This window comes from Sphingomonas sp. ABOLG (assembly GCF_003950435.1).
In the GTDB taxonomy this organism is placed as follows: domain Bacteria; phylum Pseudomonadota; class Alphaproteobacteria; order Sphingomonadales; family Sphingomonadaceae; genus Sphingomonas; species Sphingomonas panaciterrae.
Map to the genome: position 1 here is coordinate 1 of NZ_QQWW01000018.1, position 26,008 is coordinate 26,008.

At 67.2% G+C, this 26,008-nt stretch carries 23 protein-coding genes; 11 read left to right on the forward strand and 12 right to left on the reverse strand.

Annotated features, from left to right (window positions below):
* Window positions 1-29: 29 nt before the first annotated feature.
* The 4 genes from CA236_RS16260 to CA236_RS16275 all read left to right on the forward strand — a co-directional run bounded on the left by CA236_RS16260 (window position 30) and on the right by CA236_RS16275 (window position 4,832).
* Complete coding sequence (locus tag CA236_RS16260; protein WP_206430612.1) at window positions 30-1,334, forward strand: AarF/ABC1/UbiB kinase family protein; 1,305 nt, start codon at window positions 30-32, stop codon at window positions 1,332-1,334.
* A 106-nt stretch (window positions 1,335-1,440) separates the two neighbouring features.
* Entirely contained in the window at window positions 1,441-2,691 is a 1,251-nt protein-coding gene (locus CA236_RS16265) for a serine hydrolase domain-containing protein (RefSeq protein ID WP_125946402.1), read from the forward strand.
* Between the two features lie 361 nt (window positions 2,692-3,052).
* Window positions 3,053-3,427 carry a hypothetical protein gene (locus tag CA236_RS16270; RefSeq protein WP_145118599.1) on the forward strand — a complete coding sequence of 125 codons (375 nt, stop codon included), beginning with the start codon at window positions 3,053-3,055 and terminating at the stop codon, window positions 3,425-3,427.
* Window positions 3,428-3,845: 418 nt separating this feature from the next.
* Window positions 3,846-4,832 carry a hypothetical protein gene (locus tag CA236_RS16275; protein ID WP_125946404.1) on the forward strand — a complete coding sequence of 329 codons (987 nt, stop codon included), beginning with the start codon at window positions 3,846-3,848 and terminating at the stop codon, window positions 4,830-4,832.
* A gap of 234 nt (window positions 4,833-5,066) precedes the next feature.
* Here the strand turns inward: CA236_RS16275 and CA236_RS16280 are convergent, their stop codons facing one another.
* Window positions 5,067-6,215: a P1 family peptidase gene (locus CA236_RS16280; protein ID WP_241212720.1), complete on the reverse strand. Its 1,149-nt coding sequence runs from the start codon at window positions 6,213-6,215 to the stop codon at window positions 5,067-5,069.
* A 214-nt stretch (window positions 6,216-6,429) separates the two neighbouring features.
* On the opposite strand from CA236_RS16280, the gene CA236_RS16285 reads away from it, so the two are divergent.
* Together CA236_RS16285 and aguB are read left to right on the forward strand one after the other, a co-directional pair.
* Window positions 6,430-7,212 (forward strand): SDR family oxidoreductase, encoded by a 783-nt coding sequence (locus CA236_RS16285; RefSeq protein WP_125946406.1) that lies wholly within the window; start codon window positions 6,430-6,432, stop codon window positions 7,210-7,212.
* Between the two features lie 179 nt (window positions 7,213-7,391).
* Window positions 7,392-8,252: an N-carbamoylputrescine amidase gene (gene aguB / locus CA236_RS16290; protein ID WP_125946407.1), complete on the forward strand. Its 861-nt coding sequence runs from the start codon at window positions 7,392-7,394 to the stop codon at window positions 8,250-8,252.
* A 10-nt stretch (window positions 8,253-8,262) separates the two neighbouring features.
* On the opposite strand, the gene CA236_RS16295 is transcribed toward aguB, so the two are convergent.
* The 11 genes from CA236_RS16295 to dapA form a co-directional block, all read right to left on the reverse strand.
* The gene (locus tag CA236_RS16295) at window positions 8,263-9,444 is read right to left on the reverse strand and encodes a class I SAM-dependent RNA methyltransferase (protein WP_125946408.1); all 1,182 of its coding nucleotides are present in this window, start codon (window positions 9,442-9,444) and stop codon (window positions 8,263-8,265) included.
* A gap of 35 nt (window positions 9,445-9,479) precedes the next feature.
* The gene (locus CA236_RS16300) at window positions 9,480-10,841 is read right to left on the reverse strand and encodes an NAD(P)H-hydrate dehydratase (protein ID WP_125946409.1); all 1,362 of its coding nucleotides are present in this window, start codon (window positions 10,839-10,841) and stop codon (window positions 9,480-9,482) included.
* On the reverse strand, window positions 10,838-11,209 hold the full coding sequence (locus tag CA236_RS16305; protein ID WP_125946451.1) for a hypothetical protein: 372 nt from the start codon (window positions 11,207-11,209) through the stop codon (window positions 10,838-10,840). Before CA236_RS16305 ends, CA236_RS16300 begins: the two co-directional genes overlap by 4 nt.
* Window positions 11,210-11,222: 13 nt before the next feature.
* The gene (ilvD, locus tag CA236_RS16310) at window positions 11,223-12,944 is read right to left on the reverse strand and encodes a dihydroxy-acid dehydratase (protein ID WP_125946410.1); all 1,722 of its coding nucleotides are present in this window, start codon (window positions 12,942-12,944) and stop codon (window positions 11,223-11,225) included.
* A gap of 87 nt (window positions 12,945-13,031) precedes the next feature.
* Window positions 13,032-13,376 (reverse strand): response regulator, encoded by a 345-nt coding sequence (locus tag CA236_RS16315; protein ID WP_046408965.1) that lies wholly within the window; start codon window positions 13,374-13,376, stop codon window positions 13,032-13,034.
* A gap of 68 nt (window positions 13,377-13,444) precedes the next feature.
* Window positions 13,445-15,838, reverse strand: a complete 2,394-nt coding sequence (locus tag CA236_RS16320; protein ID WP_125946411.1) for a response regulator — start codon at window positions 15,836-15,838, stop codon at window positions 13,445-13,447.
* A 59-nt stretch (window positions 15,839-15,897) separates the two neighbouring features.
* Window positions 15,898-18,009: a M13 family metallopeptidase gene (locus CA236_RS16325; protein WP_125946412.1), complete on the reverse strand. Its 2,112-nt coding sequence runs from the start codon at window positions 18,007-18,009 to the stop codon at window positions 15,898-15,900.
* Window positions 18,010-18,051: 42 nt separating this feature from the next.
* Window positions 18,052-18,561: a DUF2062 domain-containing protein gene (locus CA236_RS16330; RefSeq protein WP_046408964.1), complete on the reverse strand. Its 510-nt coding sequence runs from the start codon at window positions 18,559-18,561 to the stop codon at window positions 18,052-18,054.
* A gap of 74 nt (window positions 18,562-18,635) precedes the next feature.
* Window positions 18,636-19,118 carry an SsrA-binding protein SmpB gene (gene smpB, locus CA236_RS16335; RefSeq protein ID WP_046408884.1) on the reverse strand — a complete coding sequence of 161 codons (483 nt, stop codon included), beginning with the start codon at window positions 19,116-19,118 and terminating at the stop codon, window positions 18,636-18,638.
* A 48-nt stretch (window positions 19,119-19,166) separates the two neighbouring features.
* Window positions 19,167-19,487, reverse strand: a complete 321-nt coding sequence (locus CA236_RS16340) for a hypothetical protein (protein ID WP_125946413.1) — start codon at window positions 19,485-19,487, stop codon at window positions 19,167-19,169.
* An 86-nt stretch (window positions 19,488-19,573) separates the two neighbouring features.
* A complete protein-coding gene (gene dapA, locus CA236_RS16345) occupies window positions 19,574-20,449 on the reverse strand; it encodes a 4-hydroxy-tetrahydrodipicolinate synthase (protein ID WP_125946414.1) in 876 nt (291 codons plus the stop codon).
* Between the two features lie 76 nt (window positions 20,450-20,525).
* On the opposite strand from dapA, the gene CA236_RS16350 reads away from it, so the two are divergent.
* The 5 genes from CA236_RS16350 to CA236_RS16370 all read left to right on the forward strand — a co-directional run bounded on the left by CA236_RS16350 (window position 20,526) and on the right by CA236_RS16370 (window position 25,934).
* Window positions 20,526-22,544, forward strand: coding sequence for a lytic transglycosylase domain-containing protein (locus CA236_RS16350; RefSeq protein ID WP_125946415.1), 2,019 nt, complete (start codon window positions 20,526-20,528; stop codon window positions 22,542-22,544).
* 71 nt (window positions 22,545-22,615) lie between these two features.
* Window positions 22,616-23,098, forward strand: coding sequence for a transcription elongation factor GreB (greB, locus tag CA236_RS16355; RefSeq protein ID WP_125946416.1), 483 nt, complete (start codon window positions 22,616-22,618; stop codon window positions 23,096-23,098).
* A gap of 53 nt (window positions 23,099-23,151) precedes the next feature.
* The gene (locus CA236_RS16360) at window positions 23,152-23,391 is read left to right on the forward strand and encodes a hypothetical protein (protein WP_125946417.1); all 240 of its coding nucleotides are present in this window, start codon (window positions 23,152-23,154) and stop codon (window positions 23,389-23,391) included.
* A gap of 66 nt (window positions 23,392-23,457) precedes the next feature.
* Window positions 23,458-24,306, forward strand: a complete 849-nt coding sequence (locus tag CA236_RS16365; protein WP_125946418.1) for an NYN domain-containing protein — start codon at window positions 23,458-23,460, stop codon at window positions 24,304-24,306.
* Window positions 24,306-25,934, forward strand: coding sequence for a M28 family metallopeptidase (locus CA236_RS16370; RefSeq protein ID WP_125946419.1), 1,629 nt, complete (start codon window positions 24,306-24,308; stop codon window positions 25,932-25,934). Before CA236_RS16365 ends, CA236_RS16370 begins: the two co-directional genes overlap by 1 nt.
* Window positions 25,935-26,008: the final 74 nt, after the last annotated feature.

Genomic DNA, 26,008 nt, shown 5'->3' on the forward strand with positions numbered 1-26,008 from the left:
CCCCCGATCCTGCCACCCCCGGCCGTGCGATCCCGTCGGGCCGCATCGCCCGGCTCGGCACCTTCGGGCGGCTTGCCGGCGGCGTCGCGGGCGGGATGCTGGCGGAGGGCGCACGCCGCCTCGCCGCCGGGGAGCGGCCGCGCCTCGGCGATCTGGTGCTGACCCCGACCAACGCCACCCGCGTCGCCGATCGCCTGTCGCACCTGCGCGGCGCGGCGATGAAGCTTGGCCAGATGATCTCGATGGACGCCGGCGACATGCTGCCGCCCGAACTCGCCACCATCCTCGCCCGGCTGCGCAACCAGGCCTATCGCATGCCCCCGCAGCAGCTCGACAAGGTGCTGAAGGCCGAATGGGGTGCCGACTGGCGCCGCCGCTTCGCCCGGTTCGAGGCAGCGCCGATCGCCGCCGCCTCGATCGGCCAGGTCCACCGCGCCACCCTCCCCGACGGCCGGCGCCTCGCAATCAAGGTCCAATATCCCGGTGTCGCGGACAGCATCGACGCCGATGTCGACAATGTCGCGACGCTGCTGCGCGTCTCGAACCTCCTCCCCTCGACGCTCGATATCGCCCCGCTCCTCACCGAGGCGAAGCGCCAGCTGCGCGAGGAGGCGGATTACCTGCGCGAGGGCGAACAGATGCGCGCCTATCGCGATCGTCTGGCCGGCGACGATCGCTACGTCGTCCCCGGCCTCGAACCCGCGCTCACCACGCGCCGCGTGCTCGCGATGGAGTTCATCGACGGCCGCCCGATCGAGACGCTGGAGGGCGCCGACCAGCCCGCGCGCGATGCCGCGATGGATGCGCTGGTCAGCCTCGTGCTGCGCGAATTGTTCGAATTCCGGGTGATGCAGACCGACCCCAATTTCGCCAATTACCGCTGGCAACCCGACACCGGCCGGCTGGTGCTGCTCGATTTCGGGGCCACCCGCGCCGTGCCCGCCGCCACCGCAGAGGCCTATACCCGCCTCATCCACGCCGGCCTCGCGCGCGATCGCGACGCGATGCGCGATGTCGCGATCGAGACCGGCTTCATCGGCGCCCGCGCAGCGGCGGCGCACCGCCCGGCGGTCGACCGGATGATCGCGGCGGTCGACGCCACCATCCACCGCCCCGGCCCCTTCGACTTCGGCGACCGCGCCTTCGTCCCCGTGATCCGCGAGGAAGCCAAGGCGATGATCGAGGATCGCGCCACCTGGCACGTCCCCGACGTCGAGACCCTGTTCGTCCAGCGCAAGGTCAGCGGCACCGCCCTCCTCGCCGCCCGGCTGAAGGCGCGGGTCGACGTGCGCACCCTAGCGGCCGAGGCAACCGACGCGCCCCCGCCGCCCTGACGATCCGGCCCGCCGGGCGACTCCCTCGACAAAGCATGACGCGCGCTCCACTCTGCGGGCCGCCGTTCTGGCGACCCCACGTCCCCTGCCTTCAGGAAGCCTCCGCGTGCCCGCCCGATTCATCCCCGCCGCCCTCATCCCGCCCGCCCTGCTCACCGCCGCGCTGATGCCGCTCCCCGCTGCCGCCGCGCCGGCGTCGTTCGACCGCGCGCTCGGCGAGTTCCGGGACACCCACCGCCGCGTCGTGGCGGAGGCGGGGATCGTCGGCAGCAGCTTCTATTTCCTGCGCGACGGGCGCACCGCCGTCGCCGACCATATCGGCTATCAGGACGCCGCCACGCGCACCCCGGTCGATGCGCGCACGATCTTCCACTGGGCGTCGATCACCAAGACGATGACCGGCATCGCGATCATGCAATTGCGCGACCGCGGCCTGCTCACGCTCGACGATCCGATCACCCGCTACGTGCCGGAGCTTGCCGCGGTCCACAATCCGCACGGCAGCAACGATGCGATCACGCTGCGCCACCTGATGAGCCATTCCGCCGGCTATGGCGGCCCCACCTGGCCATGGCGCGAGGCCGCGTGGCAGCCGTTCGAGCCCGCGCGCTGGTCGCAGCTCGTCGCCATGCTCCCCTACACCCAGGTCCAGTTCCGCCCCGGCAGCCGCTTCAGCTATTCCAACCCCGGCATCGTCTATCTCGGCCAGGTGATCGAACGCCTCTCGGGCGAGGATTGGGAGGTTTATGTCGACAAGAACATCCTGCGCCCGCTCGGCATGTACGACAGCTATTTCGATCGCACCCCGCCGCACCTCCTGCCGCACCGCTCGCACAGCTATCTGATCCGCGATGGCAAGCGGGTGGAGGCGCCGTTCGATGCCGACACCGGCGTCACCGTCTCCAACGGCGGGCTGAACGCGCCCATGCCCGACATGGCGAAATATGCTGCCTTCCTCCTCGGCGATCCCGCCGACGCGGCGCGGCACGATCTGGTGCTCAAGCGATCCTCGCTGGAGGAAATGTGGGCACCGCAGATCGCCGCCGGCGAGGATTATTCGCAAGGCCGAATGGCACCCTCGACGAAGGCCGGCCTGTCCTTCTTCATCGACCAGGCCCCCGGCGGCCTCACCTTCATCGGCCACAATGGCGACCAGAACGGCTTTCGCGCCTATCTCAGCCTCTGCCCCGCCCGCCGCGCCGCCAGCCTGCTCGCCTTCAACACCGAAACGCGCGCGGTCGAAAACACCCCCTCCAACCGCACCACCACCGAATCCCGCATCGCCCTGGCCACCGACCGCCTGTGCGAGGCGCTGCCCGCCGCCCTCAGTCCGCGCGGCAAGGCCAGCGCCTCTTGACAGCGAACGCCGATCTAGTCCCCACATCGGGCAAGATGTCCGGCATGACTTATTAGTGAGAACAGGCATTTAGGTTCAGGATCAAGGTATCGCGGGAGAGCCTCAAATGAACATGCGATGGGCGCCAGCCTCAGTATCCGTTCCGCTCTTCGCCGCCCCGCTCCTGCTCGGGTGCCAATCCGCTTCGCCACATCCCCGCGATGAACCGGCACACCTTAGCACTATCGCTTCCGATCAGTCCCCTTCCGCCCAGCCGCCTGCACCGCCCGCCGTTCCCGGGCCAAATTTTGACAGCGAACCCGGCCCCTCCGCGCCAATCGTGGCCGATACACGCGGTCTCACCAGTGCCCAGATCGACGCCATGTTCGACGCCGCCGTCAAGCAGGCTCGACCCTCCCAGATCAAAGCCGCCGTCTGCGTGGGAATGCAGGGGCTGGGGGACCGCGTCACGGTGAATGCCCCTGCGCCAACCATCGCGCGGCTATCGGCCAAGCTGCGTCTGCCGGCCTTCCCGGCATCTCAGTGCAGCTTCGGTGTCGAGCCGATCGTCATCAAAAATGGCGCAAAGGCAATATTGTATACGGTGCGAGTGGAGGCACGCGATGCAGACGGCATTCTCACCTTCTGGGGTGGGGCAGCCTACGGAAACCTCGGAGCTAACGGTACGCAATACCGTCTTATGCCCCGGGGTGAGGATTGGGAGCCGGTTCCAACAGGCACAATTTACGTGTCATGATGCACAACGAGCGTTCGCAGCATTCAGGATCGGAGGACGCGCCGCTTCTGCGCCATGACCTTCAGAAGCATTTTGGGAAACGTTCTATTGATCGGCTGAGACGAAAAGGCCGCTTTAAAATGCAATTCTGGCGCATCCTCCCCATGTATGACGTAGCCTACGAATGTAGGAATAGCCGCCGAGAAAGCGGCGTTTTAAGTTAAAATATGGAACAAACTATGGCGTTTCGATGCCATCATATATGTTCTTGCACCATGAAGTTGTGACGTCCCAATTACTAACCAACCCGTCTTGTTGCACCCGGCCCTAGCGACAGCCGTATATAATTACTCCACTCATCCCAATTGCAAGTACTTGCGCGACTTGGCAGATAGCCAGTGCACCTGGGGGGCTAGGTGCAATAAGATAGGGGGATTATATGGACGCTATACCGGAACATTCGGTACTGCTCAGTCGGACGACGTCGGCGCTCGACCGGATCGAAGCGCTTTATCTCAAAGTACTGCGTGCGGCCCTGCTGATCGTGGCTACAGTGCTGCTGATCTGTGCGGCCGGGTGGGCGGCATACAGTTTGATGCGGGTCATGCGCTCACCCGATTCCGTAGTGGAAAAGCCCAGTGTCGTGTCAGTCGCCGAGATCGTTGCCAGGGAGGCTTCGACGAAGACCGATGCCCCTCGCGCCGGGGCCAACGTCGACGTTCTTCGAAGGGAGCGCGCTTATTACGACGCGTTCGTAAAAAAGTACTTCGCCCTTTATAGGGAAAAGTTTCAGCCGAGCCTTCGTGATGACGACAAGAAGCTGACTATCGGGGAGTTTGACGATCTAACCATCAACTCTTCCGCACGACTTGACGCAGTCCGGAGCGGTGATCTTTCATTCGAGCAGGACCGAAAGGATCTTGATGGCTACCTGCCGATCGTCACTCAGGCAGCCAATTCCAAGCAGACCGTTGAACGTCTGAGTCGCTATCGCACCGCCACAAAGCGCCCGGTGGCGACGCAAGTGCAGCGGACCCGCGTCGAGACCCGGCGCGGATGGGACACGTTCAGCGACAATTGTGAGAATTGGTACCTGTCCCCCATCGGCTGCGCGGTCACTCGTCGCGTCGAAGTTCCGTACACTGAGACAGTACAGGTAATGCGCTACCCGGATGGAATCGCCTCACCGAGCGAGGTGCTGAAGGGGTATCAGGATCGCTACTTCCAGCTCTTAGCTGAGCGGAGAGAGCGCAACGCCAGCGAGGCGGCATCTCAGCGCGACGAGATCGTTCGTGGCCACGCTGCAGGCTGGAACGGGCTCTCACAGTCAATCCTGATCGCCGGCGGCTTTCTGGTTTTGATGTTCTTCTTCCTCTTGGTCGCAATCGAGCGGCATCAGCGTCGCTCACGCTCGCCGGTAGCTTAAGCAACAGTTACAAGGTTAGCTCAGCTTCCTAGTGATCCTTGAGCGAGCGAGATGTCAGGCCTGCGGCATCATCAAAGTTAATGCCGCAGGCCTGCCCGTTGGCGGCGCTGTTTGCCCGCATCGAGCGGCGCGGGGGGCCGGGAGCCTAAGTTCGACTACCCCTGCCTCGGCCTTTAGACATCTTGGTGCGCTGCCTACCTCCTGAGCCCGCAGGCGGTTTGAGGCGAACGGCCCTCACTTCCCCGCGCCAGCAACCCACGGCAGCACCTTGTCCAGCGGCAGTTGCTCGGCGGTGCCGCGATGCCCCGTCACCGTCCGGGCGGCGAACAGCGAGTTGATCACCGCTTCCTCGGTCGCCTCCGCCGCCGCCTGGAACAAGGGCGACATCGCCTCGTTGCGCAGCTCGGCCGCCGTGGCACTGACCGCCCCCGCCTTCCCTTCCTCGCGGCGCACCGCCGCATGGGTGGAAAAGGCGATCGCATAATCGCCCGATCCGTTCGAGAAGGATGATCCGGTCCGCCCGATCCCGATGAACGCGCGCTCGGCGATCCGGCGCAGGTTGCGGTCGGAAAGCGGCGCGTCGGTCGCGATCACGATCACCACCGATCCATCCGCCGTGCCGCGTTCCACCCGCCCGGCGAACTCGTGCCGCCCTAGCCGCTGGCCCGCCGGCACGCCGGCGATGTTGAGCACCCCGCCGTAATTGCTCTGCACCAGCACGCCGAGCGTCCAGCCGCCCATTGCGGCCGGCAAGCGGCGTGACGCCGTGCCGATCCCGCCCTTATATTCGAACGCGACCGTTCCCGTGCCCGCGCCCACCGCGCCCTCCGCCACTGGCCCCTCGCGCGCGGCCTCGATCGCGCGGCGCGCATCGGCGATGGTCACGCGCCGGCGGCGGATGTCGTTCAGGAAGCCGTCGTTGGTCTCCCCCACCACCGCGTTCACCGATCGCACCTTTTCGTTGCCCGGCTGCGCCAGCGTCCATTCGACCGCCGCCGCCATCGCCTCGGGCACGTTCAGCGTGTTGGTCAGCAGGATCGGCGTCTCGATCTCGCCCAGCTCCACGACCTGAGTCGACCCGGCGAACTTGCCAAAGGCGTTATAGGCGACGAACCCCGCCGGCACGCGCGATCGGAAGACGTTGCCGCCATGCGGCACGACGGCGGTGACGCCGGTATGCACGTCGCGCCCCTCCTCGATCGTGACATGCCCCACCCGCACGCCGGCGACATCGGTGATCGCGTTGCGCGGCCCTGCCGGCAGCACGCCGATCGTCACCCCCGCCTCCCGCGCGCGCGGCGCCTCCGCCTTACCGCCCTGCCCCGCGATCGCCGCGGCGGAGGTGATCGCCAGCAATCCGGCCGCCGCGATTGTCTTGCCCAAGGTCAAATCCTCTTCCCCCTCTGTCGCCGCAACGCGGGGCTCGGCATCATCCGCCCCCCGCTCCGCGCCTTGTCGTTCCTGTTGCATCACGCCCACCTATGAAAAGCATCGCCCGCCTGCGCCAATGCCAAAAGTGACAGACCCTCCAATCTGGCGTCCTGCCCCCCGACGCGGCTAGGCTCCTCCGCGACAAGAACGATGGGAGAGAGAGACCATGGCCTATACACCCTTTGACCTCAGCGGGCGCGCCGCGCTGATCACCGGCGGCAATGGCGGGATCGGCATCGGCATGGCGGACGCGCTGGCGCAGGCCGGGGCCGATGTGGTCATCTGGGGCAACAATCCCGCCAAGAACGAGGCGGCCGAGGCGCGCCTCGCGCAGCACGGCACCCGAATCATCGTCGACCGGGTCGATGTGGCGGATGAGGCGGCAGTCGATGCCGGCGTGGCGCGCGCGCTGGAGGCACTCGGCCGGCTCGATTTCGTCGCCGCCAATGCCGGCGTCGGCGAGGGCGCCGACAGCTTCGATACGATGAGCACCGATCTGTGGCGCCGCGTGCTGGCGGTCAATCTCGATGGCGTGTTCTGGACGCTGCGCGCCGCCGCCCGCCACATGGTCGCCCGCGCACAGGATGGCGATCCCGGCGGCTCGCTGCTCGCCACCTCCTCCACCTCCGCGGTCCACGGCGCGCCGCGCAACCAGGCCTATGCCGCGACGAAGGGCGCGCTGCTCCCGATGATGCGCGGCCTCGCGGTCGAATATGCCCGCCACGGCATCCGCGCCAACGCCATCCTCCCGGGCTGGATCGCCACCGACATGACGGCGCGGGCGCAGGGCAATGACCGCTTCAATGAAAAGGTCATTTCCCGCGTGCCGATGCGCCGCTGGGGTGAGCCGGAGGATTTCGGCGGCCTCGCCGTCTATCTCGCCTCCGATGCCTCGCGATTCCACACCGGCGACACGTTCACGATCGACGGCGGCTACACGATCTATTGATCGCATTTGGCGCGAAAACCGGCCTGTTCGCGCGATCTGGCCACGACAGGCCGCGAACAGGCCAATTGTCGCCAGTGCGGTCGCACGCGAGGCCGCCGGCAGGCCGCGGGTCGGGCGCCGGCGGCCGGCCGTTCGCGACAGGGTGGCGGCCGGTGACGCGATCTCCTACATGGCCGCGCATGACCGAAATCACCGTCGCCGCGCTTCAGCTCGCCTTTTCCGCCGACATGGACGCCAACATCGCCAACGTCTCCCGCCTCGTGCGGGAAGCGGCGTCGCGCGGTGCCCAGGTCATCCTCCCGCCTGAATTGTTCGAGGGCGAATATTTCTGCCGGGTCGAGGATGAAGGGCTGTTCGCCAACGCCCGCCCGACGGCCGAGCACCCCGCGGTTCTTGCCATGCAGTCGCTGGCATCGGAGCTAAAGGTCGCGATTCCCACCAGTTTCTTCGAGGCCGACGGCCCGCACCATTACAACAGCCTCGCGATGATCGGCCCTGACGGCAAGGTGCAGGGCGTCTATCGCAAGAGCCACATTCCCGACGGCCCGGGCTATGAGGAGAAATTCTACTTCCGCCCCGGCAACACCGGATTCAAGGTCTGGGACGGCCCGGCCGAAAGCAAGGGCGCGAAGCTGGGCGTCGGCATCTGCTGGGATCAATGGTATCCCGAAACCGCCCGCGCCATGATGCTGATGGGTGCGGAAGTTTTGTTCTATCCCACGGCGATAGGCAGCGAACCTCATGACACGTCGCTGGATACCGCACGCCTGTGGCGCCGTGCGATGGTCGGCCATGCCGTCTCCAACGTCGTGCCCGTGGTCGCCGCCAACCGCATCGGCGTGGAACACGATCAGACCTTCTACGGCACCAGCTTCATCTGCGACGAACGCGGCGACATCCTGGCCGAGCTTGGCCGCGAGGAAGAGGGCGTGATTACCGCCACGATCGATATTGATCGCGTGAAGCGCCACCGCGCCGCCTTCGGCTTCTTCCGCGATCGCCGGCCGGAACTGTACGGCCGGCTGACCGCGGACGTCTGATCCCAACCGGTCAGCGCCGGCTCAGGCTGGCGGCCAGTTCCACATGGGTTGACCAGCGGAACTGGCCGACCGGCTGAATCCAGTCGATCTGCCAGCCGCCCTCGACCATTGTCTTCACATCACGTGCGAAGCTGCTGGGATTGCACGAAACATAGGCGAGCTTCGGGGTCTTCGATCCGGCCAGTGCCTGCGCCTGCTCCTTGGCGCCGGCGCGGGGCGGATCGATCACAACGGCGCTGAACCGGTCAAGCTCGGCCGGGGTCAGCGGCCGCCGGTACAGGTCGCGATGCTCGGTGAACACCGTGCGATGCGATCGCGCCGCCGCCGCCTTCAACGCCATGATCGCCTCGCGCCCTGCCTCCGCGGCATAGACCCTGCCCGGCAGCGCCAGCGCAAAGGTGCCTAGCCCCGCAAACAGGTCGGCCACGACGCCCTCGCCGGGCACCACCTCACGTACCGCGGCAACCAGCGCGGCCTCGCCGTCGCGCGTTGCCTGCAGGAAAGACGCGGGCGGCAGCGGCACCGGCACGCCGCCCAGCGTAATGGTGACCGCTTCTGGCTCCCAGCGCACCTCCGGGCCGTAGCCCTCGTCGAAGGCCACGCGCGCCAGTCGATTACCCTCTGCAAAGGCGGTGATCGCCTCTGCCGCTGCCAGCCCCTCCGGCATCACGCCATTGATCAGCAGGTCGACGCCCTGATCGGCCAGCGTCAGATGCACGTCCAGCCGACGGCGCGGTCGCAGAACATGGATCAGCCGCCGCAGCGGCGCGACCAGCGCGAACAGCTCCGGCGCCAGCACATGGCATTCGGCAAGGTCAACGATCGCATGGCTCTTCTCCATCGAAAAGCCGATCCGGCCCGAGCTTTCCGCATGAAGCGTGGCACGCCGCCTGGTCCGCGGTGGCGACAGCGCCGGCGCCCGGATCGCCGCCTCCAGCCCCTGAGTGGCCAACGCACTGCTGATCCGATCGAGGATGAACTGGCTCCAGCTGGCGTCGTCCAGATGCTGCAACTGGCAACCGCCACATTCGGGGAAGTGACGGCACGGCGGCACCTGGTGATGTGGCCCCGCCTCAATGTCACCGCCGGGCAGCACGCGATCGCCGGGCGCCGCAAAGGGCACATGGCGCCCATCCGCCGTCACGCCTTCGCCGCGGGGGGCAACCCGCACGATCTCATCAACATCACTCACAGCTATTACTCACAAATCATTGTTTTCACGGCAGGTCATGCCGTGAGTGTCAGGTGGTCCACCAAGTCGTCGGCGATGAAGGCTGCTCCCGCCCGTCGTGCCGCCTCGGCGTGAAGCCACACCCCTTGGACTGCCGCCTCCATCGGCTCAAGCCCTGCCGCCAATCGCGCGCCGATCACGCCGGCAAGCACGTCGCCGGTACCCGCCGTCGACAGCCAGCTACTGCTGCCCGAATGAACGATGACACGGCCGTCCGGGGCGGCGATCACTGTGTCGGGGCCCTTGTGCACGACAACCGCCCCGGTCCCTTCCGCCGCGGCGACGGTTCGGTCGATCTTGCTGCCCGAGCCCCTGCCGAACATCGCATCGAACTCGCCGGCATGCGGCGTGAGGATCGCGGCGCCGGCACATCGACGATCATCCATCAGACGCAAAGCGTCGCCATCGATCACCAGCGGTCGCCCGCTGGCGAGCGACCCAACCAGGCGCTCTTCGGCACGCTCGTCCCGCCCCAGCCCCGGCCCGATCACAACGGCGCCGATCCGATGATCCTCCAGCGCCTCCGCCGTGAACCGCCGCCTGACGATCGCATGCGGCAGCCGGTCGGTGGCGCTGCCGAGCAGCAGGACATAGCCGGCGCCAGCCCGCGCCGCCGCACTGGCCGCCAGCGCCCCCGCGCCCGGCATCGCGCCCGCAACCACGGCAACCATCCCGCGCGAATATTTATGCGCCGACGCCGCGGGCGGCTCGATCACGGGCGCTGCTGCCGCGCGCACCCGGCTCGGCGCCTCGAGCCCAATGTCGACGAAGCGCACCGTGCCGCACTGCGCCGCGGCAGGCTGGAGCAGATGGGCCGGCTTCACCGCCCCCATCGCCAGCGTCAGGTTCGCGGGGGGCAGATCGGAGAGGCAGACGCCATCGTCCGTCGACACCCCGCTCGGCACATCGACGGCAATCGTGAGCCGCGCCGCCGTCATCAATCTGCGCAGCGGGCCCGACACCCCCTCGTCCAGCGCACGCGACAATCCGATGCCGAAGATCGCATCGACCAGGATCGGCGCCGGGAGCGCCTCCGCCAAGGCCTCCACCTCCTCGCCCCAGCGTTCGCGCGCGGCACGCGCTTGCGGGGTCGTCGCCGGCGCAAAGGTAGCCACGCGGACCGGCAGCCCGGCGCGGCGCAACGCGGCGGCCGCGACATAGCCGTCGCCACCATTGTTGCCCGGCCCGCACAGAACCAGCACTTCCGCGCCTGCCGCCAGCCGGCGCACCTGCTCCGCCACGGCTGCGCCCGCTCGCGCCATCATTCCGTCGGCGCTGACCCCCGCCGCTATAGCGCGCGCCTCAGCCTTGCGGGTGTCCGCCGCCGTCAGCATCGCCTGCCCATCGATCGGGATCATTGCGCCTCTCCGCTGATCCTGGCGGGCAGCCGGTAACGGTCACCCGCCACGGACACTTCGATCACGTTCTTGCCCACCAAGGCGACCTGCGCCGGCTCCGCACCGTCGGCCGCCCGAACGCCGCGGCCATCCTCCGTCACCAGAAGCCGGCGAAACCCACCATCCGGGTGTCGCAGCGTGAGGACGACGCCGGCATCACGCTCGGCGCGATCCACCGTGCACGAGGGGGTAAACGCCCCCGCGTTCGCCAGCGCGCAGGGCAGCCGCGCCGGTCCGGCCTCCGCGGCCTGTTCACCGCCGCGCGCAACCGCGGTCGGCTCGCCGCCAACCGGTGCGTCCTGTCGCGCCTCGCCGCACGCGGCGAGCATGACCAGTAGCGCGCTAGATATCCGCGTAGACATGGCTTTCGGCGGCGGCTCCCGGGTGCGTGACAGCACCCTTGTACGCCGGCCCTACGTTCTGCGCATAGCGCCACAACGCGCCCGACCCGTAATCAGTGGGACGCGGCTGCCAGGCCGCGCGGCGCGCCTCCAGCACGTCGGCCTCGACCAGCAGGTCGATGGTGCCCGCCTCAGCATCGATGCGGATCGTGTCGCCGTCCTCGACCAGCGCGATCGGGCCGCCCTCCGCGGCCTCGGGGCCGACATGCCCGATGCAGAAGCCACGCGTTGCGCCCGAGAAACGCCCATCGGTGATCAACGCCACCTTCTCGCCCATGCCCAGACCATAGAGCGCCGCGGTGGTGGACAGCATCTCGCGCATGCCGGGGCCGCCCTTCGGCCCTTCGTAGCGGATGATGATCACCTCACCTTCGCGGATCTCGCGATTCTCGACCGCCTGGAACGCATCCTCCTCGCAGTCGAAGCAGCGCGCTGGCCCTTCGAATTGCAGGCGGTGCATCCCTGCCACCTTCACGATCGCGCCATCCGGCGCCAGCGAGCCGCGTAGGCCCACCACACCGCCCGTGGGCGTGATCGGCGATTTCGCGTCATAGATGACCTTCTGGTCCGGATTCCACGTCACCTGCTCGATATTCTCGCCCAGCGTCTTGCCGGTGACGGTTAGGCAGTCGCCGTGCAGCAGGCCTTCTGCAAGCAGCGACTTCATCAGCATATAGGCGCCGCCGGCCTCGTACATATCCTTCGCCACATACTGGCCGCCCGGCTTCAAATCGGCGCAATAAGGCGTCGACTTGAAGATCTCGGCCACGTCGAACAGGTCAAACTCGATGCCCGCCTCATGCGCCATCGCCGGCAGGTGAAGCGCGCCATTGGTCGACCCGCCGGTCGCCGCAACGATGCGGGCAGCATTCTCGAACGCCTCGCGCGTGCAGATGTCGCGCGGGCGGATGTTTCGCGCCAGCAACTCCATCACCTGTGCACCGGCAGCAACCGCGATCTGCTCACGCGTCGTATAAGGTGCTGGCACCATGTTGCTGTTCGGCAGGGACAAACCGATCGCTTCGGCAACGCATGCCATGGTGTTGGCGGTATATTGGCCGCCGCAGGCACCATGCCCCGGGCACGCCACCTTCTCCAGCGCGTGCACTTCCTCGATCGGGCAGGCACCCGCCGCATGGCGCCCGACGACCTCGAACACGTCGACCACGGTCACGTCGCGGCCCTCGAACCGCCCTGGGAGGATCGAGCCGCCATAAACGAAGATCGACGGGATGTTCAGGCGCAGCATCGCCATCATCATGCCCGGCAGCGACTTGTCGCATCCCGCAAAGCCGACGATCGCGTCGTAGCAATGGCCCCGGACGGACAGTTCGACCGAATCGGCGATCACCTCGCGGCTGACGAGACTCGCCTTCATGCCCTGGTGGCCCATGGCGATGCCATCGGTCACGGTGATCGTGTTGAAACGACGCGGCATGCCGCCGCCCTGCTCCACCCCGCGGCGCGCGGCATCGGCCTGCGCATCGAGCGTGGTGTTGCACGGCGCGCTGTCATTCCCGGCGCTGGCGAGCGCCACGAAGGGCCGGGCAATCTCTTCCTCGGTCAGGCCCATCGCATAATAATAGCTGCGGTGAGGCGCCCGCTCGGGGCCGACGGACACATGCCGGCTGGGCAGCCGGGCCTTGTCGAAACGTTGGGTCATGGACCGCTCGCTATGCCGCAAGGCGCCGACGAGCAAGCATTGAACGTTACTGCGGGCCGGAAAGACCGAAAATATCCGGCCGCTGCCTCAGAGCGCGTTGAGCGCCTTTTCCACCCCGTCCAGCGTGAACGGCTTCTGCAGGATCGGGCGGGCGCGAAATTCCTCCGCGATCATGTCGTCCGCACCCCCGGTGGCGAACACGAACGGCACGTTGCGTTCAGCCAGCGCGGCCGCGATCGGCCAGCTCTTCTCACCCCCGCGCAGGTTCACGTCGAGGATGGCGCAATCGAAGCCGCCCGCCTCCACAAGCGGCAACGCCGCCTCCACGCAGTCTGCCGTTCCGGCACACTGACGATCCAGCGCATCGAGAAAGTCCTCGAGCATCATGGCGATAAGCGGCTCATCTTCGACGAGCAGAACGCGGCTAGTCATGATCAACCCTTAGAACGCGCAAGCTGTTCCCGCAATGTCCCCACACGCCGATCGTGTGACATTGCGTGTCAGCCCTGCTGGCCTAGCGCCTCGCGCGCTGCTTCGGCGAGCTGCTGGACCGAAAACGGCTTGGGAATGAAGGCGACATTCTCGATGTCGATCGACCGGCGCAGCTGCTCCTCGGCATAGCCGGACATGAACAGGATCGGCAGGTCAGGGTAACGCAGCCGGATACGCCGCGCCATCGTCGGGCCATCCATCGCCGGCATCACCACATCGCTGACCAGCAGATCGGGGCGCGGGTGCTGCTCGATCAACTCCAGCGCGATCTCGCCGTTTTCCGCCGCGATGACGGTATAACCCTGCCGCGTCAGCGCACGCTCCGCCACCGCGCGCACCATGTCCTCGTCTTCCACCAGCAGCACGGTACCGGTGCCCCAGAGTTCGGCGGGCTTCGCCTTTGGCGCGGCCTTCCGCGGGGCTACCGGCTCACCGCTGGCGTGCACCGGTAGATAGATGGTGAAGGTCGCGCCCTGCCCCGGCTTGGAATCGGCGAAGATATAGCCGCCGGATTGTTTGACGATGCCATAGACCGTCGACAGGCCGAGCCCCGTTCCCTTGCCGACCTCCTTCGTGGTGAAGAACGGCTCGAAGATCTTGGGCAGTGCGTCCGGCGCTATGCCCGAGCCGGTGTCGGAGATCTCCAGCGCGGTATATTCCCCGACCGGCATGACGTCGGGACCGCGGCGCCGGATCTCGGCCGTTGTCGCCGACCGCGTCTGGATCATCAGCTTGCCGCCGCCATGCGGATATTTCGCTGCCATGGCGTCACGCGCATTCACCGCCAGATTGACGACCACTTGCTCCAGCTGTCCGGGATCGGCGCGCACCGGCCCCAGGTTACGCCCGTGCCGCACCTCCAGCGTGACCATCTCGCCCAACAGCCGCTTCAGCAGGTTCGACACTTCGGACACGACATCGGGCAGTTGCAGGATCTGCGGCCGCAGCGTCTGCTGGCGCGAAAAGGCGAGCAGCTGGCGCGTCAACGCCGCCGCCCGATTGGAGTTGTTCCGCACCTGCTGGATGTCGTCATAGTCGCTGTCGCCCGGCGAATGGCGCATCAGCATCAGGTCGCAGTGACCGATGATGGCGGTCAGGATGTTGTTGAAATCGTGCGCCACGCCACCGGCCAGCTGGCCGACCGCCTGCATCTTCGTCGCCTGTGCGACTTCGCGTTTCAGCCGCGATTCCTCGTTGTTTTCCTTGAGGCTCAGCACCACCGCCGCATCGCCCAGCCCCCGCGCGCCGGCGATCGACAGCACCACCGGTTCCTCCGGCAAATCGCCCAGACGGACCGCAATGTCGGTGACATGGGCGGCCCCGCCGCCGGCAAAGCGGCGCACTGCATCCGCCACCGCGGCCTTGTCCTCACGCACCACCAGGTCGCCCGGATACAGCGGCGGGGCGTCGCGATCGACGGCAGCAGCGCGGATGAAGGCGTCGTTCATCTCGATGAACCGGCCGTCCCGATCGACGAGCGCGATGCCCAGCGGCATGAGCTGCACGAGCGTACGGATATGCGCCGCCGCTCCGCTGCCCAGGCTGACCGGCGCCTCGTCCTCATCGAGCAGCGCGACCAGGATCGGCGCGCCGTCGATGTCGGAGAACGGCACCTGCACCAGCCGCAGCGGATTGCCGTCGCGGCCCTCGCGCTCGAACCGGATCAGGCCCCGCTCATCCGTGATCAGGAAGCGGGCGAAATCCGCACCCTCCACGGCGGCATCGGCATGCCCCATCGCACGCATCCGCAGCACCGGATCGGCGGCAATGACCCGGCCGTCCGGCGTGAGCAGCGCGGCCATGATGCCCGATTCAGCCAGTCGCCGGCCGAGCGAGCCCGTCAGCGCCTCCGCGAGCGCGCGCCCGCTGTCGGACCCCATCAGCGATGCCGCGCGCCAGATCAGCAGATCCTGCCGCTGGCCCGCGCGCAGCACGTCGAAATAGATCGCCCGTCCCGCGACTTCGGCATGCTCGACCCGCGCGCGCCCGTCGCGCCAGGCGGCGCGCCCAGCAGCCGCCAGCGCACCCACACCCGCTTCGCCAATCGGCAGGCCGGGTGGCGCGGACAGGCCGCCGAACAGCTCCTCGAAACGATCGTTGGCGCAGACAAGGCGCCCGGCACGATCCGTCACCGCGATCGCATCATCGCTTTCCTGCGCCAGCGTGCGGACCAGCTGCCAATCAACCGCCGGACCCGGTGCGGGCGGTTCGGGCGCCAGCGCGCGCCACGCCACCAGGGTGCCGCCCAGCACGATGGCCGCGGCGAGGAAGCCCGTCGCAACCGCCGTGTCCCCGATCACCCACAGGACCAACGCCGCGGACAACACGCCAGCGCCCACCGCGGTCGCCAGCGCAGCGCGCGGCGTCAGGCGGGGCATGGTATCGGGAAACAGCGTCGCCATTCCGGCAACCCTTCAATCCCCGCCGCGGCCGCGTCAAGCAGCGCGCGGCGGGCATGGCGTCACCAGATCCGGATGCGCTGCTCGTTCGTCAGGTAAAGCTTCTGACCGGGGCGGACACCGAACGTATCATACCAGGCATCCAGATTGCGGACGATGTTCGCGCGCTGCATCCCCGGCGCGTGCGGATCGGACAGCAGGATCTGACGCAGGATCGGCTCGCGGTACTTGGTCCGCCACACCTGGCCCCAGCCCAGATAGAAACGCTGATCGCCGGTCGTGCCGTCGATCACCGGCGCCTTCTTGCCACCGAGCGACAGGCGGTAGGCGTCATGCGCGACGACCAGCCCGGCGAGGTCGGCGATGTTCTCACCCAGCGTCAGCGCGCCCTGCACGTGCTGGCCGGGCAGCGGCTCATAGGCGTCATATTGCGCCACGAGGCGGTCGGTGAAGGTCTTGAACTGCGCGACGTCCTTCTCCGTCCACCAGTCGGTCAGCTTGCCGTTCACATCATATTTGCGGCCCTGATCGTCGAAATGATGGCTGATCTCATGGCCGATCACGGCGCCGATCCCGCCGTAATTGATTGCCGGGTCGGCTTTCGGATCGAAGAACGGCGGCTGCAGGATCGCCGCCGGGAAAACGATCTCGTTCATCGTCGGATTGGCATAGGCGTTGATCGTCATCGGGGTCATGAACCACTCGCCCCGGTCGATCGGCTTGCCCAGCTTGTCGATGTTGCGCTGGAACTCGAACTCATTGGCGCGCGCGACATTGCCGACCAGATCGTCGCGGCGGATCTCCAGCGCAGTATAGTCGCGCCAGCTGTCGGGATAGCCGATCTTCGGCGTGAAGGCGGCGAGCTTCGCCAGCGCCTTCTGCTTCGTCTCGGGCGCCATCCATTCCAGCTTCTTCAGCCGCTCACCCATCGACGCGATGACGTTGCGCACCAGTTCGTCCGCCGCGGCCTTCGATTCCGGCGGGAAGTATCGGGCGACATACGCCTTGCCGAGATCTTCCCCCAGATGCTCGCTCGCCAGATCGACGCCGCGCTTCCACCGCGCCTGCTGTTCGGGCGCGCCGGTCAGCTCGGTGCCGTAAAAGGCGAAGCGGGTGTCGTCGAACTCCTTCGGCAGAAAACGCGCATAGCTGGACAATGTGCGCAGCAGCAGATGATCCTTCAGCACCGGCAGCGGCGTTTCCGCCCACACCTTCGCCTCACCGGTAAAGGCGGACGGCTGCGACACCAGCATCGGCGCATCCGTAGGAATGCCCGCGCCTTCGAAATACTGCGCCCAGTCATAGCCCGGGGCACGGGCGTTCAGTTCCTCAAAGGTCAGCTTGTTATAGACCTTGTCGGCGTCGCGGCTGTCGACGCGGGTCCAGTGCGCCGCGGCGATCGCCTTTTCCATGTCGACGACGGCCGCGGCGCGCGCCTCCGCGTTCGGCTCACCCGCCAGCGTCAGCATCTTCGCCAGATACGACTGGTAGGCGGTCCGGTTGGCCGCCAGCTTGGCATCATCCTTCAGGTAATAATCACGGTCCGGCAGGCCCAGGCCCGACTGGCTGAACACCACGACATAGGTCTCGGGATCCTTGTCGTCCTGGTTGACGTACATGCCGAACAGGGTGCCGACGCCGCGGCGCTGCATCCGCCCGGCTTCTTCAGCCAGCGCCGCCTTGCTCGGCGCGTTCTTGATCGCGGTCAGCCACGGCTGGACGGGCGTGATACCCTTGGCATTCACCGTCGCCTCGTCGAGGAAGCTCGCGTAGAAATCGCCCGACTTGCTGCCCGGCTGGCCACGCTGCTCCTCCAGGATCGTGCGGGTCTGTTCGCGCGACAGGTCCTGCAGCACGTGGAACATGCCATAGGTCGATCGGTCCGCCGGGATTTGCGTATTCTTCTCCCAGGTACCGCTGGCATATTGGTAGAAGTCGTCGCCCGGCGGCACGCTGGTGTCGCGGCCCGCCATGTCGAAGCCGAAGGTCCCGATCTTCGGCCCGTTCGCCTTCGCGGCTGCCGGCTGACCCTGCACCGTCTGGCCCTGCGCCGTCTGGCCCTGCACCGCCTTGCTGGGAGCGGCAGCCGTTTTGGGCTTGTCCGCCGCGGTCTGGGCAATCGCCGCAGCCGCGGTGGTGGAAAGAATCGCAGCAACCAGGAGGGACGAGCGCATCAAAATCGCCTTCAAGGGAATGAAAGGCGGTGTTTTATCCGCTCAAGACGCCTCGTCAACGTGGTTACGAATGTGACGGGACCGCCACTTGCGCGCGATCCACAAACGCCATCCCAGCATCGACAGCCCATAGCCTGCCAGCGACAGCACCGCGGTGACGATCAACAGGCCGAGCGCCGTCGCTGGCGCCGCATCCGACATCAGCCACTGCATCCAGCCCGATTGCGCGGCGTTGACCGCGGCGTCCTGCATCGGATCGCCGGGCAGCGCCCGGTCGAGGTGCAGCGTCCATTTGCCGATATAATAAGCCGCCACCCACAGCGGCGGGGTAGTCACCGGATTGGTGATGAACGTCGTTAGCGCGGCGGAGGGGATGTTGGCGCGAAACGGCAGCGCCAGCATGGCCGAAAAAGGGATCTGGGCGACCGGGAAGAGGATCCCGGTCACCATGCCCAGCGCCACGCCGCGCGGCACCGACCGGCGGGTGAACCGCCAGAGCTGCGGCGCGAGCACACGGTGCGCGACGGGGCGAAGCAGGCGGCTTTCCTCCATCGATTCGCGGGTCGGCAAATTGCGATGGCACCAGCCGGCGAACCGCTGCCAGATGCCGGGGTTGCGCGTGGCCACTAGCCGCGCTCACGCATGAGGCGGCCGGCCTCGCGCTTCCAGTCGCGCTCCTTGATCGCGTCACGCTTGTCGTGCGCTTTCCTGCCCTTCGCCAACGCCAACTCCACCTTGGCCCGACCCTGACTGTTGAAATAGATCATCAGGGGCACGAGGGTCATACCCTCCCGCGCCACGGCGCCGTGAAGCTTTCTAACTTCGCGCTCGTGAAGCAGGAGTTTACGGGGACGCTTGGGCTCGTGATTGAAACGATTGCCGTGGCTGAATTCCGGGATGTTCGAATTCACCAGCCAAACGCCGCCTTCACTGACCTCGGCGTAGCTTTCCGCGATCGATCCCTCGCCGAACCGCAGGCTCTTCACCTCTGTGCCGGTCAGGACGATCCCGGCCTCATAGGTGGTGTCGATCGAATAATCGAAGCGCGCGCGGCGGTTCTCGGCGACGATCTTCTTCTTGTCGAAGATGGCGGGTTTGGGACGTGGCATGGACGGGGCGATGTAGGGCGTTGCGTCGTCCGTGGGAAGGCGGCGTGATCAGCGTTTGACGGTGCCGATCGGAACGCGGAGGCGGATCATCGCGCGATTGATCGGCGCCCCCTGCGCATCCGCCGCCCGCTCTGCTTCCGCGGCAAGCGTCCCGACCCCGTTTATCGCGGTTTCTGCCTTGGGCGGGGCGCGTTCGGGCGCGTAGCGATCCGGCATCGGCTTCAACCGGAAGGCATCGCCTGACCGGCCGCAGACGATGATCTCTTTCCCGGGCTTGGCGACCGGGCATGGGCGTTCCACGGGCGCGCGGGCGACCGGGGCCGGCGGTCCGGCAACTGCCTGCACGGTCAGCATCAACCAAGCCGCCACCGCTTTCTCCCCTGTTCGTTCGGGAACGTGCGGGGAGAATGCGGCGGGATTAAGAGTGCTTAGCCGATGCGTCCACGATGGCGCGATCAGAGCAGGCCAGCGCGCTCCAGCCCAGTGTCGACCGCGGCGCGGCTCGCCTCGTTCGGCCACGTCATTGGCAGGCGAAGTCCCTGCGGGAAATCAGGGCGGACACGGGTCATGGCATATTTCACCGGCCCGGGAGAGGCATCGGTGAACAGCGCGGTATGAAGCGCGAACAAACGATCGTGCAGCGCCAGCGCCTCGACCCCCGTGCCCGCCGCCTGGAAATCGGCGCACAGCCGGGGCGCGACATTGGCGGTGACAGAAATGCACCCCACCCCGCCCATGGCGTTGAATGCCAGCGCCAGATCGTCATTGCCGGACAGTTGGCTGAACCCCTCGCCCAGCGCCGCGCGATGCTGCGACACACGCTGGAGCACGCCCGATGCATCCTTGACCCCAACGAACACCTTGGGAAACGCCTCCACGATACGGATCAGCGTTCCCGGCTGGATGTCAGTCACCGTGCGGCCCGGCACGTTGTACAGCACGATCGGCAGCGGGGAACTGGGCGCCAGCGCGGCGAAATGCTGGAAGATGCCGTCCTGCGAGGGTCGGTTGTAATAAGGCGGCACCATCAACGCGGCATCCGCCCCCGCCTCCTTGGCCGCCGCGATATTCGCCGCCGCGACGCGCGTGTCGTTGGATCCGGCACCGGCGATCACCGGCACGCGCCCGCGCACCTGATCGACGCACACCTTCACGATCGCGAAATGCTCGTCTTTGGCCAGCGTCGCGGCCTCGCCGGTCGTCCCGCAGGGGACAAGCGCGTTGGAACCCTCGCTGATCTGCCATTCGATCAGATCGCGATAGGCGCGCTCGACGAAGCGGCCGTCGGCGTCGAACGGCGTGACGAGCGCCGGAATCGATCCGGAAAACATGTGTTGCTCCTGAAACGGATTGTGGTGCGTTGGGTCGTTCAGGACAGATACGGGTGAGCCGGCTATTCTGTCCACAATGGTGACTGGTTTGAGGGCAGGGGCATTGATCGCACTGGGAATAGGGTTGGGCGCGGCGCTGGTCGTCGCTCAGGGGCAGGACGATGCTGCACGCACGCGGGCAGCCAACGCACTGGCGCAGTCGCAGCCTGCCGCCATGGCGCAGGTAACGAACAACGCCGATCTCGCCGCCGCGCTCGCGCAATGGCGCGCGTTGCAGCAGACCGACGGGTTGCCGTTCGACAGCTACGCCAGCTTCGTGATGGCGCATCCCGGCTGGCCGAACGAGGCCGCCAATCGCCGCGCGGCGGAGCGGCAGGCCAGCAACGGCTATGCCGCGCCCGCGAATGTCGTCGCCTTTTTCCGCCGCTATCCCCCGCTGACCGCGGCGGGCGCCGTGGCGCAGGCGAAGGCGCTTCAGGCGACGGGAGCGATGGCTGAGGCCTATGAGGCTGCGCGCAATGCATGGCGGCGCGGCGCGCTGACGCCGACCGATGAATCGACGATCCTCACCAGCTTTGCCGGCGCCCTCCGGCCCGAGGATCATGACGCGCGGATGGACGCGCTGTTGTGGCAGGGATCGACCAGCATCGCTGCTCGGCAGATCGCGCTGACCTCCCCTACCCGCCGCCCGCTGTTCGAGGCGCGGCTGGCGTTCCGCACCAAGGCGGAGAATGCCTCCGCGCTCGCCGCCGCCAACGATGCCGCGGGCGCGTCGGATGCGGGCTATATCGCCGACAAGGCGGTGTGGCTGCGCAATAGCGGGGCGAGCGCCAGCGCGCGGTCGTGGCTCGCCCGCACCCGCCGGCCCGGAATCGCCCTGCCCGGCAATGTCGAGAAATTCTACGAGGTGCTGCTGACCAATGCGCGCGCCGCGGCCGCCGATGGGCAGTATCAGCTCGCCTATGACATCGCGCGGCAGGTCGACGACGCCTATCCCGCCGGCACCGACGTTTCGAAGAAGCCCTATGGCGAGCGGGACGATTACACGAGCCTCGTCTGGCTGGCTGGCCAGACGGCGCTGAAGCAATTGAACCGCCCGGCTGACGCGATGACGATGTTCGACCGCTACGGTCGCGGCAGCCAGTCGCCGCAGACCCGCGCCAAGGGCTTTTACTGGGCCGGCCGCGCCGCCGAGGCCGCCGGTCGCAGCGCCGATGCCAGCGCTTTCTTCAACCGCGCGGCTGGATATCGCGATCAATTCTACGGCCAGTTGGCGCTCGAGCACCTTCGCCGCCCGCTGACGGCACCGCGTGACGTGGCCTCCCCGGCGATCGATCCGGCCGCCCGCCAGGCATTCTTCGGCCGCGAAACGGTGCGCGCCGCGCAGTTTCTGGGCACTATTGGCCAGTATCAGGATCAGACCGCTTTCGTCCGCACCATCGCCGCCGACGTCGAGACCGATGCCGAGCATTTCCTGGCGGAGGAACTCTCCCGCTCCATCCGGCGCCCCGACTTGGCGGTGATCGTCGGGCGAAAGGCGATGCAGAACGACCAGACCGAATATAGCGCAATCGCCTTCCCCACCGTGTCGGTGCCGTCCGGCTACGACAGCCAGTGGACGATGATCCATGCCATCGCGCGACAGGAAAGCCAGTTCGACCGCGCCGCCATCTCCTCGGCCGGTGCGCGCGGGCTGATGCAGCTGATGCCGGGCACGGCGCGCGAACAGGCGGGGAAGATGGGGCTGCCCTATGACGCCGGCCGCCTGCTGACCGACACCGGCTACAACACGCAGCTCGGCTCCAGCTATTTTCAGCGCATCTTCGGCATCTACGGCAGCTATCCGCTGGCGATCGCGGCATACAACGCCGGGCCGGGCAACGTGAACAAGTGGCTGCGCGCCAATGGCGACCCACGTACCGGCGCGATCGACATGGTCGAGTGGATTGAGGCGATCCCCTACGGCGAAACGCGCAACTATGTGCAGCGCGTGCTGGAAAATGCCGTGGTGTACGACCTCATGAACCCGCCGCGCGCCAAGAGCCGTGGCCCGGCGAACCTCAGCTGGTATCTCGGCCGCAACCGCACCGGCTGACGCATCGCGACCTTCCCTCGCCACGCGACGGGAAGGTCGCGGATCCGCTGCGGCTTGGCTAAGACGCCGCGATGGATCGCCCGAACTACATCACCCCCGCCGGCTATGCGACGTTGCGGGCGGAGTACGACCAGCTGTTTGCCAAGGAGCGCCCGGCGCTGGTCGAGACGATCGCCTGGGCCGCCGGCAACGGCGACCGCTCAGAGAACGGCGACTATATCTACGGCCGCAAGCGGCTGCGCGAGATCGACCGCCGGCTCGGCTTCCTCTCGCGCCGCATGAAGGCCGCCAAGGTGGTCGATCCCGCGCAGGCGCCCGATCGCAGCCGGGTCTATTTCGGCGCCAGCGTCACCATCGCCGACGAGGACGACAATCACCGCGAACTCACCATTGTCGGCGATGACGAGGCGGATGCCGGCAAGGGGCTGATCGGCTGGAATGCCCCGCTGGCCCGCGCCTTGCGCGGCGCAGCGGTCGGCGATCTGCGCCGCGTCACGCTGCCCGCGGGCGAGAAGGAATATGAAGTGATCGCCATCGCTTATCCGGACGCCTGACGAAACTCGGCACCCTGCCCACTCGTTCTTCCACGCAGTGAAGGAGAGAAACAATGGCAGAGAACCCCCGCACCACCAGCGCCCGCGATCATGACGACAAGGATGTGATCGAAGGCATGATCCCCGCGGGTGACGCACAGGCCAACACCAGCGGCGGCGCGCTGGCCCGCGACCTCGGCTCGCGCGCTGACCTGAAGCAGGTGGATGATCCCGACGGTTCGACCCCGCTGACCAAACAGGCGGATATCGACGCCGATCAGGCGTTCCGCAGCTCGCGACCCGTGGGTGGCTGAACGCTGCGTCCATCAACGAACCGGGGGCGATTGACGCGGGCGGATCGAGCGCCGATGGCTTGACCCATGGCGACCGACGACACCCCCACCCGCAACATCGCCCTCCTGATCGACGCGGACAATGCCAGCTGGCACGCGATCGATCCGGTGCTGACCGTCCTTGCCGAACTGGGGACGGTCAACATCCGCCGCGTCTACGGCAATTGGTCGAAGCCGGCGCTGAGCGGCTGGCGCGAGATGACGATCAAGCACGGCATCGAACCGCAGCAGCAGTTCGATATCACCAAGGGCAAGAACGCCACCGACATGAAGATGACCATCGACGCGATGGACCTGCTGTTCCGCGGGCGCGTCGAGGGGTTCGGCATCATGTCGTCGGACAGCGATTTCATGCCGCTTGCCACCCGGCTGCGGCAGGATGGCCTGCCCGTCTATGGTTTCGGCCAGGACAAGACGCCCGAGGGCTTCAAGCGCGCCTGCACCCGCTTCATCGATGTCGACAAGCTGATGGCCGCCGAGGAGGAGAGCCCTGCGCCTGCAACCCGCCCCGCTCCGGCCAGGGAAGCGCCGGCGGCACCGGCAAACGGCAAGGAGCAGGCCGCGCCGGCCTCCGCCCCTGCCCCCACCGACACGGGCGCGGCTGAGACGACCCCGCTTGAGCCCGCCGCATCGCAGAGCCCGGCACCAATCGACGATGAATTGGTGAAGCTGCTGATCGACGCCTATTCCGCGGTGAAGCGCGACGAAAAGGGCTTCGTCAGCCTGTCCGCCATGGGACAGCTTGCCGCCAACCGGTCGAGCTTCGACGTGCGCAACTATGGCTACAAGCGCCTGTCGGACCTGATCGCCTCCGTCCCCAATTTCCAGACCGAGCGGCGCGAGGATGGCCGTGTATTCGTGCGAAGGTTGCGTTGATGAAGAACAAGACGATTGCCTATCTCCTCCCGCTGATCGCCATTGCGGCCGCCGAACCACCAAAAACCGACCCCGCCAAGCTGTCCGAAATGACCAAGGTGCTCGCCTCCGACGCCTTCGGTGGCCGGTCGCCGGGGACGGAAGGCGAGAAGAAGACGATCGACTGGTCGATCGCGCGCTTCAAGGCGCTGGGGCTGGAGCCCGGCGGGCCGGACGGCGCCTGGACGCAAAAGGTGCCGCTGATCCACACCCGGCTTGGCGATGGCCCGGTCAGCTTCGGCGCGACCAGCCTGAAGCAGGGCACCGACGTCGCCCTCACCACAGTTCGCCCCGATGCGGCCGTTGCGATCGAGAATGCGCCGCTTGTCTTCGTCGGCTATGGCGTCAGCGCGCCCGAGGCGCAGTGGGACGATTTCAAGGGCGTCGACCTTAAGGGCAAGGTCGCGGTTTTCCTGGTCAACGATCCCGATTTCGAGGCGGTCGCGGGCGAGGACGCCAAGGGCCGCTTCGGCGACAAGCGGATGACCTATTACGGCCGATGGACCTACAAGTATGAGGAAGCGGCACGACGCGGCGCGATCGGCGCGCTGATCGTTCATGACACCGCGGGCGCCGGCTATCCCTGGTCCACCGCCAATGCCTCCAACGGCGAGAATTACGATATTGTCCGCGGCCCTGAGGATCAGCGCATCGCGCTGCAGGGCTGGCTGTCGGGCGAGGCGGCGAACCGCGTCTTCGCTGCCGAGGGTCTCGACCTCGCGGCGCTTCGCAAGCAGGCCCGCTCCGCCGCGTTCCGCCCGATCGCGATGAAGGCGCGCTTCACCGCGAAGCTGCCTGTCAGCGTTGAGCGGATTGAAAGCGCCAATGTCCTCGCCAAGATTCCGGGCAAGGTGAAGCCAGACGAGACCGTCCAGTTCGCCGCGCATTGGGACGCCTATGGCGAAGGCCCGCCCGATGCGCAGGGCCGTACCATCCGCCCCGGCGCCAACGACGATGCGCTCGGCGTTGCCGGCGTGATGGAGCTTGCCCGGTTGTTCAAGGCCGGCCCGGCGCCCGACCGCACGCTCGTCTTCGCGCTGTGGACCGCGGAGGAACGCGGCCTGCTCGGCTCCGAATGGTATGCCACCCGGCCGACCGCGCCGCTGGAAAAGACCGTCGCGAACCTGACACTCGACATCCTGCAGACCGCGGGCGAGGCGAAGGACGTGATCCTCGTCGGCGCCGGCCAATCCTCGCTCGAAGACCTGCTGACCGAGGCGGCGCGTGCGCAGAACCGCGTCGTCACGCCGGAGGAGGCTAGCGAGCGCGGGCTGTTCTATCGGGCCGATCATTTCTCGGTCGTGCGCCGCGGCGTTCCCGCGCTTCAGCTGATGGCGCTTGGCGGTGCGAGCGACATGCGCGTCGGCGGCCGCGAGGCGGGGCAGAAGTGGCTCGACGGCTATATGGCTTGCTACCACAAGACCTGCGACGCCTGGGCGCCCGACTGGAACTTCACCGGCGCGGCGCAGGACGTCGACCTGTTCTATTCGATGGGCCAGCGGCTTTCGAAGGCGGGCGTCTGGCCCGAATGGCGGCCGTCATCGGAGTTCCGCGCGATCCGCGCCAAGAGCGCCGACCAGCGCCAATAAGAAAAATGGCCCGCCACGGCATCTGCCGGGCGGGCCTTTCCTTGATCCGCCGTCACCCGGGCGATGCGCCAGGG